This is a genomic window from Bacteroides sp. AF29-11 (assembly GCF_003602895.1).
Taxonomy (GTDB): Bacteria; Bacteroidota; Bacteroidia; order Bacteroidales; family Bacteroidaceae; genus Bacteroides; species Bacteroides uniformis.
The window spans coordinates 79,484-94,854 of sequence record NZ_QTLY01000008.1; the positions used below are offsets into that span (position 1 = coordinate 79,484).

At 46.4% G+C, this 15,371-nt stretch carries 11 protein-coding genes; 3 read left to right on the top strand and 8 right to left on the bottom strand.

The features are described 5' to 3' along the window. Positions 1-8: 8 nt before the first annotated feature. Positions 9-1,067 carry an endonuclease gene (locus DWZ03_RS14400; RefSeq protein WP_120130307.1) on the top strand — a complete coding sequence of 353 codons (1,059 nt, stop codon included), beginning with the start codon at positions 9-11 and terminating at the stop codon, positions 1,065-1,067. On the opposite strand, the gene DWZ03_RS14405 is transcribed toward DWZ03_RS14400, so the two are convergent. The 3 genes from DWZ03_RS14405 to DWZ03_RS14415 are packed head-to-tail and all read right to left on the bottom strand — an operon-like array spanning position 1,064 to position 4,556. Beyond that, complete coding sequence (locus tag DWZ03_RS14405) at positions 1,064-2,233, bottom strand: mechanosensitive ion channel family protein (RefSeq protein ID WP_016273209.1); 1,170 nt, start codon at positions 2,231-2,233, stop codon at positions 1,064-1,066. The two genes, DWZ03_RS14400 and DWZ03_RS14405, sit on opposite strands and share 4 nt — an antisense overlap. A gap of 58 nt (positions 2,234-2,291) precedes the next feature. Then, positions 2,292-2,975: a response regulator transcription factor gene (locus tag DWZ03_RS14410; RefSeq protein ID WP_005835806.1), complete on the bottom strand. Its 684-nt coding sequence runs from the start codon at positions 2,973-2,975 to the stop codon at positions 2,292-2,294. 45 nt (positions 2,976-3,020) lie between these two features. Continuing rightward, positions 3,021-4,556, bottom strand: a complete 1,536-nt coding sequence (locus DWZ03_RS14415; RefSeq protein ID WP_120130308.1) for a sensor histidine kinase — start codon at positions 4,554-4,556, stop codon at positions 3,021-3,023. A gap of 215 nt (positions 4,557-4,771) precedes the next feature. Here DWZ03_RS14415 and DWZ03_RS14420 point away from each other — a divergent pair, with 215 nt between their 5' ends. After that, on the top strand, positions 4,772-5,635 hold the full coding sequence (locus tag DWZ03_RS14420) for a GLPGLI family protein (RefSeq protein ID WP_057281764.1): 864 nt from the start codon (positions 4,772-4,774) through the stop codon (positions 5,633-5,635). A gap of 217 nt (positions 5,636-5,852) precedes the next feature. Further along, complete coding sequence (locus DWZ03_RS14425; protein WP_120130374.1) at positions 5,853-8,390, top strand: carboxypeptidase-like regulatory domain-containing protein; 2,538 nt, start codon at positions 5,853-5,855, stop codon at positions 8,388-8,390. Here DWZ03_RS14425 and DWZ03_RS14430 read toward each other — a convergent pair. The 5 genes from DWZ03_RS14430 to pulA all read right to left on the bottom strand — a co-directional run bounded on the left by DWZ03_RS14430 (position 8,381) and on the right by pulA (position 15,353). Next, positions 8,381-9,067 carry a phosphatase PAP2 family protein gene (locus DWZ03_RS14430; protein ID WP_117866962.1) on the bottom strand — a complete coding sequence of 229 codons (687 nt, stop codon included), beginning with the start codon at positions 9,065-9,067 and terminating at the stop codon, positions 8,381-8,383. The two genes, DWZ03_RS14425 and DWZ03_RS14430, sit on opposite strands and share 10 nt — an antisense overlap. A 32-nt stretch (positions 9,068-9,099) precedes the next feature. After that, entirely contained in the window at positions 9,100-10,998 is a 1,899-nt protein-coding gene (locus tag DWZ03_RS14435; RefSeq protein WP_120130309.1) for an LTA synthase family protein, read from the bottom strand. A 115-nt stretch (positions 10,999-11,113) separates the two neighbouring features. Beyond that, positions 11,114-11,770, bottom strand: a complete 657-nt coding sequence (fsa, locus tag DWZ03_RS14440) for a fructose-6-phosphate aldolase (RefSeq protein WP_005835793.1) — start codon at positions 11,768-11,770, stop codon at positions 11,114-11,116. 102 nt (positions 11,771-11,872) lie between these two features. Beyond that, positions 11,873-13,345: an ATP-binding cassette domain-containing protein gene (locus tag DWZ03_RS14445; RefSeq protein WP_120130375.1), complete on the bottom strand. Its 1,473-nt coding sequence runs from the start codon at positions 13,343-13,345 to the stop codon at positions 11,873-11,875. A gap of 10 nt (positions 13,346-13,355) precedes the next feature. Beyond that, the gene (gene pulA / locus DWZ03_RS14450; protein ID WP_005835788.1) at positions 13,356-15,353 is read right to left on the bottom strand and encodes a type I pullulanase; all 1,998 of its coding nucleotides are present in this window, start codon (positions 15,351-15,353) and stop codon (positions 13,356-13,358) included. Between the last annotated feature and the right edge of the window lie 18 nt (positions 15,354-15,371).

Genomic DNA, 15,371 nt, shown 5'->3' on the forward strand with positions numbered 1-15,371 from the left:
TAGTTTGTATGAACGTTATCCATAAGATAGGAGTTATACTCTTCCTTCTCTGCCCGTACATCAGTCTGTACGGGCAAGAAGGAAGAGATACCCTCACGTTTCGGATAGTAAGCTACAATGTAGAAAACCTATTCGACTTCCGACATGACACACTAAAGAATGATTACGAGTTCCTGCCGGATGCCACCCGGCATTGGAACTACTCTAAATACAGAAAGAAACTGGATAATATAGCCCGCGTCATCATCGCCACCGGAGGATGGACGCCGCCCGCCCTTGTTGCCTTGTGTGAGGTGGAGAATGACAGTGTGATGCGCGACCTTACCCGCTACTCTGCCTTGCGCGAAGCAGACTACCGGTATGTGATGACACAATCTCCCGACGAACGCGGCATCGACGTAGCGCTGCTTTATCAACGTAATCTTTTCAAACTGCTTTCCTATCAGAGCCTCCCCGTAGACAAGCCCCGGAAGAATAGCCGTCCCACACGGGACATTCTTCACGTCAGCGGATTGTTGCTGAACCGGGATACGCTTGATGTACTGGTAGCTCACTTCCCATCCCGTTCGGGAGGGGCAAGAGAGTCTGAACCCTACCGGCTACTGGCTGCCCGAAAGGTGAAGCATGCCATAGACAGCCTATACACGATACGCCAACATCCGCAAATAGGCCTTTTAGGGGATTTCAACGATTATCCGGAGAATAAATCGGTAAAGGAGGTGTTGGAGGCAGCAGCACCGTCAACATTGCAAGACTCTCTACATCCACAAAAACTTTACCATCTACTGGCAAGAAAAACCAAGACACGCAAGCACTTCGGCAGCTACAAGTATCAAGGAGAATGGGGACTGCTGGACCACATCATCGTATCGGGTACGCTGCTGCAAGAACACGCACCGCTATATACAGAGGAAGCGAAGGCAGACGTATTCTGCCTGCCCTTCCTACTGACAAGAGACAAGAAATACGGAGGGCAGCAACCCTTCCGCACCTACTACGGGATGAAGTATCAAGGAGGATACAGCGACCACTTGCCTGTATATGCGGAGTTCCGGTTGATATATTAGTCGGAATACTGATACAGTTTCAAGTCAAACTTCTGTACCATCACCAGCAAGTGGTCGAAGATGTCGGACTGAATGCGCTCGTACTCTTTCCATACCTTGTTGCGAGAGAAGAAATATACCTGGATGGGTACCCCATACGTCGTGGGTTCCTTCTGGCTGATAATCAAGTCCATCTCCTGGTTCACCACCGGCAGGCTGCACAAATAGCGTTCAATGTAGATACGATAGAGCTGCGCATTGGTTGGCACCTCTCCTTCTGCAGGCTGATAGTCGGCCATCAAGGGGACTTCCTTGCGGATATTATCCAGCATTTCCGGAGTGCAGAACTTCAAGGTAGTCATATCCAGAAAGATATTCTTGTTTACCCGTCGCCCGCCACTTTCCTGCATGCCGCGCCAGTTCTGGAAGGAGTTGTTCACCAGGGTATACGGCGGTACGGTCGAGATGGTTTCGTCCCAGTTGCGTATCTTGACCGTGTTCAGCGTAATCTCCTCTACAACTCCATTGGCAACGCCACCCGGCAGCGCTATCCAGTCCCCTATCCGCAACATGTCGTTGGCAGAGAGCTGCACACCGGCCACAAACCCCAGAATGCTGTCCTTAAATACCAGCATCAGTACAGCCGCAGATGCGCCCAGACCGGCAAACAAGGTCATAGGAGACTTGCCTATCAGCACTGAAACCACTATGATGCCTCCGATAAAAAACAGTAGCACTTGCAATACCTGCACGAAGCCTTTCAGCGGACGGTTCTTCTGCTTGTCCTTCATGTTATAAACATCGAGCATCACCAGCAACAAGCCGTTGATAGTAAGCAGCACCGCCACAATGATATAGACAGCACACACCTTTTGTGAGAACTCAAGCATCTCCTTTCCACGCACAAAGGCCATGGGCAGCAGGTAGTAGATGAGGATTCCCGGCAGAATATGTATCAAATGGTGTATCACCCTGCGTTTCATCAGCAACGTATTCCACTGATGGGGAGAGCGCCGGGTATAATGCTTCATACCGCCAACGAAGATTGCCTGGCACAAATAGTCCAGCCCTATCGAAAGCCCCACCATCAGCAGTGCAATAATCGTCTCGTCAAACATATCGGCAAACTTCGGGTCTATCCCCCAACCTATCAGGACTTTATTCATCCATCCTCCTAAACTCATCATAAGCTCTCTTTTTTTTGAAGTGTCTTGTTTGTATAACAATCCAAAGATAAAGATGTTTTCAGAGAACGGCAAGCATATACCCTTTTTTCATCAACGACTCAATCCTCACGCTCGGGTCGTTTTTTAGCGACCGCCGCAGATAGGACATCTGTACATTCAAGGCAAGGGAGTTGGCATACGAGGCAGTGCCCCACACAGCATCCAGCAACGTATCGCGACTGACAGTCTTATTCACATTCAGCGCAAGCAAGCGAAGGATATCGGCTTGACGGGAAGTAATCAGCACCTTACTATTTCCCGTACGAATCTCGTTCGTACTGTAATTGAATACGGAATGGCCGAAAGCATACATCTCATCCTCCGCCACGCCGGACAACTGCGAAGTGAAACGCTCGCGGATACGCGCTGTCAGCTCTTCCGGATAGAAAGGTTTGGCAAGATAATCGTTCGCCTTCAGTTGGAATCCTTGCAGGCGGTCGGCCTTATCGCTACGGTCGGAAAGGAAAAAGATCAGGACGTGTTTATCCATCTCGCGGATGCGTTCAGCCACTTCAAAGCCATTGTAACCGGGCATATTGATATCGAGCAATACCAAATCAGGCTTTATGAGCGGAAATTGTTCCAGAGCAATTTTCCCGTTTCCGGCATAAGTCACTTCATAGCCTTCCTTCTCAAGAAAGCGCTTCAGCAGCATTGAATATTTCAAATCATCATCGGCAAAAAGTATTTTCAAGGCTTTCATATCATTGGTTATTTTAGAGTAGGGATTATGCGGGTTAGCACGGACTTATTGAGGAATATTAATTTCAATCATTGTTCCCTTGCCTACCTGACTATTTAAAGAAATGCTTCCATGATGCGCCTCTACCAGCAACTTTACATAGCTCAACCCCAGACCAATGCCGGGCAACGAATGGTCGGGAAGATTACTGCCCCGATAGAACTTATCGAATACACGGTTCTGTTCGGAAACCGGAATGCCGATGCCATCATCAGACACCCGTATCGTCAATTGGTGATCCTGCAAAAGGCAATCTACAACAATATGCACAGACTTGCCCGAATACTTTACGGCGTTCTCTATCAAATTACTGATAATATTAGAAACATGCACCGGGTCTGCCGTTACCAGAGTCTCCGAACTGAAATGGGTTTCAATAGCAACATCCTTACCCTCAGGAACATGGTAAAGCCGGACAAGCTTTTCCAAACTCGTCTTTATATCAAATGTACGGACGGAAAGCTGCGTGTGTTCATCATCGGCACGCGTCATATCACGTAGTTTTGAAAGATAGGCCGACAAGTTATCCAGCTCGGACATGGAATCGTGAATCACTTCATCCATCGCTTTCTCATCTGTTCGCATAGACTTGTCATTGAGAAAGGCTATACACATTTTCAGAGCCTGGACGGGACGTTTCAGTTCATGTATCATAGTGTTTACAAAGCTTTTTCGCAGTTCGTCTATCCGCCGTTGCTTCAAGATGGTTTTTATCTGAAACAGCAGACAAAGCCCCAGCAGAAATATCAGACATGTACTGCCCACTAACTGCCAACCCATACGCACAAGTACCACATGAGGTGAAACCTTCACGGAAACAAGCACAAACTGGCGTTTCAGGGGATTATAAGGATACATTACTTCTATATATGGATTGAACAATGTACCTTGCCGTTTCAGTTCCGCATTCCACTGGTAAATGGAATCTTCGGAAACCACCAGATGCGTAGTAAACGTTTGTTCGTCCAAACGTATGGCAAGCAAGGAATCAAATTGCTGCAACGCAAAAGGCACATCCAACTCCAAACGATAAAGATTAATAATAGAGTTCAAATTAGGAGCATCTTTATCGGACATATTGATTTTGAATGAATCCTTCGCAATGAGCCGCTCTTCCGGCAAAAGGGTGTCTAACGCCAATGCCCATTTCCTACGCTTTGCTTCTCTCTCTTTATCATCTGTACTGGCAGAGTCCTGCTGCTCTATTTTGAGAGTTTCTATATTCTTTTGGCCCAAGCTCTCCAAGTCCCGCCCTTTCAGAACACCCAAAATTAATTCGTCGATAGTGGTCCGCTTTTCCAAATCAATGGATTTGCTCAAGTGATAGAAGAACATATTGGTATTGCTAAGCACCTTTTTGGGTTGGGGAGTACGGATAGAGTCATACTGTTGGGTGGTCTGCAAGATGCAATCATAAATACCATTGATTTGTTCATCATTCATATACTGATACTGATTACGCAACCAGTAGACCTGTCCGCAGGTAATAAGCAGTATCGATGCGATGGAGAATATCCAAACGATCTTAATCCGTTGTTCCATAATTGTTCTTTTTTAGTCTCACTTAGAAAGACTTTCATTTAGTACCGACAAAGGTAGAAGTTAGCTTGCAAATATAGGTACGTGCGAGGCAGATATTATGCATTAAGTAATATTTCAGTAATAACTTTCAGCCTCTTCTGAAGCAAAATCCGCATAGTTTTGCAGTACAATAATCGCTGGAAGCAATATGTAAAACCTCTAAAAATGTAAAAACTATGAGTGCAAGAATTATTTTCCTCAATCTGTGTCTCGCTATATTGTTCGCATCACAAGCGAAGGCACAAATCATCGTTTCTGATGGAACGAAAATACAGAATGATACCATCGGTGAAGCACAAATCCTTGTGCAATATGAAACGCGCTGTATCAGTAATACGGAAAAGCCGGAAAATGTTACGGAAGAAACCATGATGCTGGAAGTCGGTAAAAATCTCTCTAAGTTCTACAGTTACACCAAGTATGTTTGCGACTCTGTACTGGCAGTAGACTTCGCCAATAAAGCCTCGCAGGAAACGATTAATGAACATCTGAAACAATACGGAACAAGCAAACTGAGCGAACGAACCTTCAGAGGTTATCCTGCCGGAAAAGTAACGACTCTCGATGAAGTGGCAGGCATATCCCGCCTGCGTTGCGAAGAAACGGATGAACGTCCGCAGTGGAAGATACTGGCAGAAAACGATAGTGTCCTCTCCTACCTTTGCAGCAAAGCCGAATGTCAATTAAAAGGCCGTACATGGACGGCATGGTTTACTGCAGAAATACCCATAAGCGAAGGTCCATGGAAGCTTTGCGGACTGCCCGGACTGATACTGAAAGCTGAAGACAGTGAAGGGCATTATTCATTCACTGCCACAGGTGTAGAGCAATGCCACACATATCGGCCGATACTTTTCGACGGAAAGAAGCACGAACCGATGAACCGCAAAGCATACAACAAAGTGCACGAACGTTATTATGCCGATCCGGTAGGATTTATCACCGGAAGCATGCCGAACGTCACCGTTAAGGTTAGTGATGAACACGGCAATGCAACCAAGAACCCGAAAAACGTTCCTTATAATCCACTGGAACGATAATATTTCTCCACACCCGTAAGCATTCGTGAAATCTATCGCATACTGAATGCATTTCAGTCGTATACTGAACCCTATTCAGTCGTATAGTGAATGCCATTCAGTCGTATACTTAAACATCCTCTTTTTACGCATTGATAATCAACAAATTACGAAATCACCACAATCGTATAAAAATTTCAACAAACTTCAATTGCCAAACAATCAATTATTGCAGTGTATGAATAAAAAAACTATCATTCTATTTTTCCTGTTTCTCTTTAGTTTCTTGTCACCTACCTACGCCCAGACGTTGAGCGGCAAGATAACAGATGCAGAAACCAATCAACCGCTGGAAGCTGTAATGATTAGTGTATTACGCGGACACACAACGATAGACTATGCATTGACCGATGCCAAAGGACAATTTTCTTTGCCGTGGAAGCATAGCGGAATGCTGCAACTCAATATTTCTTTGTTAGGCTATAAGAGAGAAATGCGGAATATCAATGCGGCAGGAATCCTGAATCTCAGCCTACAACCGGAAGCCATCGTATTAAAAGAAGTACAAATACGTCCCGGACGTATCAATACCCGAAAAGATACGGTGAGATATGACTTGGCACAGTTTGCTTCATCTAAAGATGTGCACATAAAGGATGTATTGAAGAAACTTCCGGGCGTGGATGTAGATGAAAACGGACAGGTTAAGTATAAAGGGAAAGCCATCGACCACTACTTTGTGGAAGGAATGGACGTGACAGGCGGACGTTATAACCAAATCAACAACAATCTGAGCGCCAAAGCCGTAAAGAGTGCGGAAATCATGGAGAACTATCAGTCAGTAAAGGCCTTGAAAGGAAAAATCAATTCCGATGAGGTGGCATTGAACCTGAAACTCGACCCGAAAGCACGCGATCAATGGATAGCAAACGGTACTCTGGGAACCGGATGGAGTGAGAACAACAAAATCCTGTGGGAAGGCAGACTGAATGCCCTTCAACTGGGTAAAGGAAAACAGAGTGTCTATAATTACAAGACGAATAACAATGGCAAGGACCTCAGCAACGAGCAAACCAAACTGACCGGAAATGGCCAGCAACAAGTTCCGCTTTCCGGTTTTCTCTCCCAGCCGGGCATCAGCGCACCATTAGACAAGAATCGCTTATTATTCAATGAAACCCACACCCTGAACGGCAACCGTATGTACAAATGGAATGATGACCGCAGCTTACGCCTGCAAGCCGGATATACTCATGAGCTAATCCAACAGCAACGGGGAAATACCCAAATCTATTATCAACCGACAGATACCATACAAATAGACGAAACCTACCATTATCGTCTGAGAAGTGACATCGCTAATCTGGAACTGCGTTATGAAGACAACAGCAGCCGGAATTATATATCCAACCGCTTCACCGTAGACGGAGAAATAAATCGCGGACGTTCGGAGGAACTGGGACAAACTCTGCAAACGTCACAGCTAAGTGCCGGAAACTACTTCAATCTTATCCGAAACCGGGAAAGCGGAACCTGGGAATTTCGTTCGACGACACAGTATGCTTACCAGCCTGCATCCTTACTACTCGAAGAAGGAAAAAGTAAATTCAACCAGCACAACTTCTACACAGATAACAGTGCCGCATATCTACGAAAGTATGATGGATTTACCCAACAATATAAGGCAGGAATACAAGGAGAACGGGCTACCCTGAAATATACTCCGACAAGACAGCCCAATGATTTCAATGCTTCGCATCTGTCATTGCATATTACCCCCTACTTCCAGCTGGAACGTGGAAAATGGCTGGCTACACTTTCGCTTCCTCTGAAAGCAGATCGGTATTTCTCACAACAGCGTTCGTTCCTGTTCTTCAATCCGTCCATGTATTTGCGCTATAAACTGGATTATCATTGGACGTTCTCCCTTTATGGCAGTCTGAAACGCTCGGCAGAAGACTTCTCCGACTTGTATCCGGGACTCTACCAAACTGATTACCGCACCTGGCGAGACGGCAACGGACTTTTCCCTACCAGCCTCACGCAAACCTACAATCTCTACGGAGAGTACAAAAACACTGTACAGGAATTTTTCATCACTGCCGCACTAACCTACAGCCGCAGCAACCGGAATACTCTTTTCGAACAGAGTGTTTCCGAAAATGCCATTGTCTACACTCGTCGTGAACTACCGAACCATAACGATAGCTGGAATCTCAGCAGTACTTTCTCCAAAGGTATATACGACTGGCATTTGAAAACCTCACTCACCCTACTACTCAGTCGCAGCAATGGCGAACAGCTTACCCGCCTGGCTGACAGCGAGGGTAACCGGCAAAGTCTTCTGCAGACCTATCGTTATGATTATCTGAAAGCAGAGCCTAAAATAATCTGGTCTCCCGCAGATGTTTTTGAAGCGGAATATCATGCCACATTAGGCTATGGCGGCAGTAAGATAGGAAGTGATACCCGTCTCACCCCGTTACTGGACTTCGTACAACGGCTACATCTCACATTCAGTATCGGGCAGGTAGACCTACGGCTATCCGGCGAGCATTACCGGAATGACTTAGGAGGGGACGCACATCTCAACACCGTGTTCGCAGATGCATCCCTTATCTATAAAAGAAAAAAATGGAGATTGGAAGCAAGCCTCAACAACCTGTTCAACAAAAAAGAGTATACTTACACAACGTATTCCACCACGCAAAGCTACACTTCACGACTAAATATACGTCCGAGGGAAGCAATGGTGACGATAAATCATCAGTTCTGAGCCTGCAATATCATCACCGTGGAATATATCAATATCCCAACTATCGTCAATCCGCCCACCAATATGGGAGCATAAATATGGGGGACTTTCTTCATGGTCTTATACCCGCTGACTTTCAGGAAAAGGCGATATACAATGTATGCGGCAATCAATCCAACCAATGTTCCCGCGATGAGATCGCCCGGATAATGCACTCCCAAGTAGATACGTGAATAGCAGGTCAGCAACGCCCATCCCATCATAAACACAGTGAGCCATCGTTTACGGAAAAGAAACCAGACAAAGAATGCCAGGCCAAAAGTATTGGCAGCATGACAGGAGGGGAATCCATAACGCCCTCCTCGATGTCCGTTTACGATATGCACCATGTCGGATATGGGATTTTCCAGATTGGCGGGACGAAGGCGTTCCACATACGGGCGTATCAATGTTGCCCCCGTCTGGTCGGCAATGGTAATTACGAGTGCCAGACCGACCATGCAGAACAAAGTCACTTTCCAATGGAAGTTGCGCAGCATCACATACCAAATGGCAGCATACATCGGCACCCAGACCCACTTACCGCTGTAGGCACTCATAAAGTAATCGAAAAAGGTGTTGTGCATCCCATTGATGAAAAGGAATATGTTTGTGTCTATATCTATCGCCCCTTGCAAGACATCCATAAGTGCTGTCATACTTTATACTCTTATACTTTAATTATCTTCCTTTATCTTTTTGCTATATCGTCATACAATTTCTGCAGATAGGCTTTGCCCAACGGCAAGTTCTTTCCCTTTGCCGTGCCCTCATCCACTACCACAGCACCTGCCTGGCAATTGAATATCACCTGGTTGTCCGCTGTCACCATACCGAAAGCATCGGGTACGGTAAAGAACGCGAAATGAGGGGAAGCGGGATTAAGCATATCTTTACTGAAAACAAACTCTTCATGGGGCAGCGCCAATTGGGCCAGCAACGTGGCTGCAATGTCATGTTGCGAGCCATAGACGTCAATGCGCCTCGGCTCTCGGATGGCACCGCCCACCATCAACAGAGGTATCCGGTAGCGTTCTACCGACAAATTGTCGATATGTTCGGGATAAGCTCCCAAGTGGTCTGGAACAAACACAATCACCGTATTCTTCCACTGGGGGAGCTCACGGAACTGTCTTACAAAATCGCCTGCACAACTATCCGTATAGGCAAAGGCGTTCAGCCGGTCATTCTCCAGACGACGGAAAGGTACTTCAAAAGGCTCGTGGCTGCTGGAGGTCTGCAAGACACGGAAATAAGGAGTTTTCTCTTCTGTAGTTCCTTCGGCAGCTTCGGTTTTCAAGTCTTCCAGCAGACGGTTGAATACGAGATGGTCGTGCGCCCCCCACTTACTTAAACGTTCCGTTACGGGAAAGTCCTGGTCGGAAACAATATCTTCAAAGCCCGATGACATCAGGTAGGAACGCATATTGGTAAAGTCGGCATCACCGCCATAATAATACTTGGTACCATAACCCGCCTTCCGCAAGCTGCCTGCAATGGCAGGAATGGACTGCGTTTTACGGGGATACTTCATAATACTCGTAGTGGGCTGGGCAGGATAGCCACTCAAGATAGCCACCAGTCCACGGTCCGTACGAAAACTGTTGGCGTAGAAGTTCGTAAAGAGCACCCCTTCCTTACTCAAGCTATCCAGATGGATGGCAATATTCGGCTCACCTCCCAAAGCTGTCATCAACCTAGAGGAAAAACTCTCAAGAATCACAAAGAGTACATCGGGACGCTGAGTATTGAATAAAGTATGCAGCGAATCGGCAGATTGCCGCACAGAATCCGTCTCTTCCGTTTGACCACCGGCAACTGCGGGTTCAAGCATGTCTTTAAAAAGCCGGTCGGCCTCCGCAGCTTCCATAAAACGGTATTGCTTGCTAAAGTCCTTCTGCTTGGCAAGAGATTCCATCAGACTGAATGCAGGGTTGATAGCTGCATGGTTCAGACGCTGCTCGGCACTGAAATAGACTTTCCCCACATTCATGGTAGATACTGTAAAGCCTCCACGGATAGGAATAAACAGCAGCCCCGTCATCAGCAACAATATACCTGACACCTTCAGGCGACGATAAGGCAGTTTCATCCGCAGCAACAGGTTCTTCTGCAGCAAGATGCCGTAGAAAACAGCATACAGCACGACAGCATAAACAGCCATTGCCACAATTCCCCCCAGCACCATCCAAATGCTGACACTGGCCACTGCGTCTTTAGGGGAGGAAAAGAAATAGAATAACGGAGTAGCATCCAAACGGAACCCCCAATACTCGTATAATCCTAAATCGACAGTAAAAATTATGGAGATAAGTACTGAAATGAAGAGGAAATAGCTGCACCAGATGCGATAAAGGGATTTAGAAAGTGTCCATACAGAGGTTATGAAAAGAAAACCGGGAATAGCTGTCAGATAACCAGCCAGAGATAGGTCTAAAGGTAACCCATGCCAAATGACACTGAACCAGTCCGCACACGAGGCATCCGGGTACAGCGATTTGTAAAACAGCATAAACAGTGGTTTTTGCAACACAAAAATGCAGACAAACAAGCAGTATGTCTTAATAAATCCTATGAGCCTATCTTTCATCGGTGCCTTATTGTATATCTAAATATAAGGCGCAAAAATAAATCTTTTTATTCTATTTCTCACCAATATTAGTCAATAATTACATTGAAAGATAGGCTTATAGGATATTTTAAGTTTATCCGTTCACGCGTTTGTAATCTTCAAGGAACTTCCTCAGACCGGAATCGGTCAGCGGATGATTAAGTAAACCCTTAATGGCCGAAAGCGGACAAGTAGCCACATCAGCACCCACCTCTATACACTGCATAATATGTGCCGTATGACGGATAGAGGCGGCAAGTACCTGGGTGGTATATCCATAATAACGGTACATCTCTACAATCTTCGCAACCAATGCAATGCCATCCTCACAGATATCATCGAGACGCCCCACAAACGGAGAAACATACGTTGCACCTGCCTTGGCTGCAAGCAATGCCTGACCGACAGAAAATACCAGAGTACAATTTGTACGGATACCTTTGCCCGAGAAGTATTTAACGGCCTTGATACCTTCTGCAATGCAAGGCACCTTCACTACGATATGCGGATTCAAGGCTGCCAATTCTTCACCCTCTTTAATCATGCCTTCATAGTCGGTGGCTATCACCTCGGCACTTACATCGCCTTGCACAATATTACAGATGTCCACATAGTGCTTACGCTGGTTCTCCACTCCTTTGATACCTTCTTTTGCCATAAGCGAAGGATTAGTGGTAACTCCGTCGAGTACGCCCAAGTCATAGGCCTCCCGAATCTGTTCCAAATTTGCCGTATCAATAAAAAACTTCATGATATAAATGTTTAGATGGTTGATATTACAAATATAACGATTTACATCATAAATGGTTCCCGCTAGTCCTTTATTATCTTTCCCTGACGCAATATTATTCGGTCAGCGGTTTCGCTTCAAGAATAAACGGTTAGTAATTGTTTGCGGCAATTCATTCTCATAGTGGGTTACCATAATCATCGTTTTATCCCGACGATGGCAGAATGCCTCTATTATCTTCTTGACCCGACGGCGGTTGTATGTATCGAGTCCATGAAGCGGTTCATCCAATATCAGCAGTTCCGGGTCCTTGACAAAAGCACGAGCCAATAATGCCAGACGCTGTTCTCCACTGGAGAGTTGCAGAAAAGGCTTGTCTTTCAAGGCTGCAATACCGAAAATATCCATCCACCACTCGCATACCGACATCTGTTCGGCATGAGGACGTTTATACAATCCGATGCTGTCGTGCAGACCGGAAGCGACAATCTCTATGGCAGGCAGATTCTTCAGATAAGCACGATGCATTTCCGGACTGACATAACCGATGTGTTTCTTGATTTCCCAAATACTCTCCCCCGTTCCGCGCTTCCGTCCGAAAAGACTGATATCGCAGGCGTATGACTGCGGATTATCCGCACAAACCAAACTAAGCAAGGTAGACTTGCCAGCACCGTTCTCGCCACTCAGCGCCCACTTCTCACCACGCATCACTGTCCAATCCAGCTCCTTCAGAATGGTACGGTCATCGTAACGGATGCTAACCCCGTTCAATTTCACCACTTCGTCCGAAGTGAAATTCGCATGTTCGTAGGGCAAATCGAGAATACGCCGCTGCAATTCCTCCAACGCTCCGGCCTCTTCCTGAATACGCATCTGATTGCCCGCACAGAATGCCTGCACATACTCCTCACGTTCCATCTTTTCGCCCACCTTCATCTCCTCTACCGGCACAACGTGTGTAACAAATGAAGGTATGTCATCCAACATGGAAAGCACAAGGACAATCTGCAACTCGCCCAGCCGGGTAAGCCGCTCCAGCAAATTAAAAAGCAGTTCACGGGTAGGCGCATCCAGCCCTATGAAAGGATTGTCCATGATAAGAATTCGGGGAACAGTCAGTAAAGCTTTAGTCAACTGAAACTTGCGCAGCTCCCCACTGCTGAGAAGAATGATTTTCTTGTCAAGCATCGGCTCTATGCTGAAAAGTTCAAATAGCTGCCGTCTCAAGGCATCGTCTTTTACCTCTCCCAGCACTTCGCGTACTAGCGGAGCATCCTCTTGGTCGTGGGCATTCCAACGCTGTTGATAGTAATAATTGGCATCGGCAGAACCGTAAGTATCACGGAAGGCAATGTATTTGATATTGTCATAGGCAGTTTTCGTGAGGGAGGGAGAGAAATCATAGGTAAGCTCACCATCACGCAAAGGATACTTTCCCGTCAGCATATCCACCAGGAGACTCTTTCCGGCTCCGTTCGGTCCTACAATGGCAATGTGTTCTCCTGCCAGGAAATCAAGAGTGACAGGCTCTGTCAAACGAACAAGCGGGTTGCGTACTACGCCCCCCGCTATGTGTATTGTATGTTGCTGCATCATCCAATCATCATTTATACATAATCAGTGCCGATTGGGCCGGAACAACAACTTCGGGGCCGTACAGTGTGCCCAAACCTTGTTCATTGATAAAGCCATCCTTGCAGACCACTGTATATTTACCTTCGGGTACGGTAAGTTTGGCAGGCTCCTTACGGGCATTCAAGACTACTATAATATCTCCCCATGCATCACCGTTGGCATTTTCTTTCAGACGGTAAACCACCACATTGCTGCCGTCAACCGGTAGAAATTCCAAATGCTTACGCACCAAATCCGCATCACCCATACGGAAAGCCGGATGCTTCTTACGAAGCTGTATCAAACCTTTATAATAAGCAAATACATCTGCATGCTCCGCCTTTCGTCTCCAATCAATCGCATTGATGGAATCGGGACTCTCAAAACTATTGTGTACTCCCTTCTTGTCACGCATCACTTCCTCACCGGCATAAATAAACGGTACACCTTGGGAAGTGAATACGGCTGTTTGCGCCAGTTTGTCAAGCTTTGCCAATTCTACGGGAGTAATACCCGGGATACTTGCTTTCAGCCTATCCACCAAGCACATATCATCATGGCAGGAAACATAGCTGATCATCTGCGTAGGTTGTTCCGCCCACGGAGCCTTACTATAATTCACAGAGTCATTATTTACTTGCGGATGCCTGATGGCTCCTACAATACCAAACTTTATGCTCTCCTCTCCTCCCGGCAATCCGGCAAGGAAAGCACCTTGATGATTGTCATTGAACGGACCGCGCAAAGCATCACGCATTTCGTCAGAGAAAGCAGCAACACCCGGCATCTTATAAGTATTGGCTTTCATTGCCAGAGAATCTTCCGCCATCTGTGGAGCCGATGCCGCCCATCCTTCACCATATATAAATATAGTCGGATCTACAGACGTTGCCGCCTTACGGATTTCGTTCATTGTCTCGATGTCATGGATACCCATCAAGTCAAAACGGAATCCGTCAATGTGATATTCATTAATCCAATGTAATACAGACTCTATCATGTATTTACGCATCATCGGACGGTTGCTGGCAGTTTCATTGCCACAAGCCGAACCGTCTGCATACGTTCCGTCCGGTCGCTGACGGTAAAAGTATCCCGGCACTGTACGTTCAAAATTACTGTCGGATGTATTGAAAGTATGGTTATACACCACATCCAGAACAACACGGATACCTGCTTTGTGCAAAGCCTGCACCATCTGCTTGAATTCCCGGATACGAACATCCGGTTTGTAGGGGTCGGTAGAATAAGAGCCGTCAGGCACATTGTAGTTCTGCGGATCATATCCCCAATTATACTTGTTCTCGTCCAGCCTTGTCTCATCAACGGAGGCATAGTCATAAGACGGAAGGAGATGTACATGTGTCACTCCCAATTCTTTCAGATGGTCAATGCCGGTTGCCAGCTTGTCGGGACTTACCGTTCCTTGTTCTGTCAATGCCAGGAACTTTCCTTTATGCTCAATACCCGACGACGGGTCGATGGACATATCACGATGGTGCATTTCATAAAGAATCACATCGGCAGGAGAGGCCAATGCCGGACGTTTATCATCTGCCCATCCTTCGGGGTCCGTGGATTTCATGTCGATGATGGCGGCACGCTTTCCATTCACCCCTACAGCTTTGGCATTGATACCCGGAGTGTCCCCCAACCACTTATCATTGATTTTCACATTGAATGTGTAGAATTTACCTATCAAGTCCTTTTCAACTTTAGTTTTCCAAGTTCCTTCTTCAGAGGATTCCATTGAAATAGTTTCATAGGCATGCCCTCCGTCTCCTGCTTCGAACAACATCAGGCGAACTTCATCCGCCGTAGGTGCCCACAATGTGAATTGCGTGGCAGCAGGTGTATATTCCATCTCTGTCAGACTACCCGAACGGACAGGGTAAAGTTCGTACGAAGCATACTCCGTCTTCGCGGGAGTGCAGCTTACAACCGTCGTTGCGGCCACTCCAATGATAGCAAGTTCATTCAATTTCATGATATTATTTTTAGATTC

Bases quoted from the DNA above. Each gene is read 5' to 3' on its own strand.
- DWZ03_RS14400 (WP_120130307.1), top strand. From the start codon at position 9: ATGAACGTTATCCATAAGATAGGAGTTATACTCTTCCTTCTCTGCCCG.
- DWZ03_RS14405 (WP_016273209.1), bottom strand. From the start codon at position 2,233: ATGATGAGTTTAGGAGGATGGATGAATAAAGTCCTGATAGGTTGGGGG.
- DWZ03_RS14410 (WP_005835806.1), bottom strand. From the start codon at position 2,975: ATGAAAGCCTTGAAAATACTTTTTGCCGATGATGATTTGAAATATTCA.
- DWZ03_RS14415 (WP_120130308.1), bottom strand. From the start codon at position 4,556: ATGGAACAACGGATTAAGATCGTTTGGATATTCTCCATCGCATCGATA.
- DWZ03_RS14420 (WP_057281764.1), top strand. From the start codon at position 4,772: ATGAGTGCAAGAATTATTTTCCTCAATCTGTGTCTCGCTATATTGTTC.
- DWZ03_RS14425 (WP_120130374.1), top strand. From the start codon at position 5,853: ATGAATAAAAAAACTATCATTCTATTTTTCCTGTTTCTCTTTAGTTTC.
- DWZ03_RS14430 (WP_117866962.1), bottom strand. From the start codon at position 9,067: ATGACAGCACTTATGGATGTCTTGCAAGGGGCGATAGATATAGACACA.
- DWZ03_RS14435 (WP_120130309.1), bottom strand. From the start codon at position 10,998: ATGAAAGATAGGCTCATAGGATTTATTAAGACATACTGCTTGTTTGTC.
- fsa (WP_005835793.1), bottom strand. From the start codon at position 11,770: ATGAAGTTTTTTATTGATACGGCAAATTTGGAACAGATTCGGGAGGCC.
- DWZ03_RS14445 (WP_120130375.1), bottom strand. From the start codon at position 13,345: ATGCAGCAACATACAATACACATAGCGGGGGGCGTAGTACGCAACCCG.
- pulA (WP_005835788.1), bottom strand. From the start codon at position 15,353: ATGAAATTGAATGAACTTGCTATCATTGGAGTGGCCGCAACGACGGTT.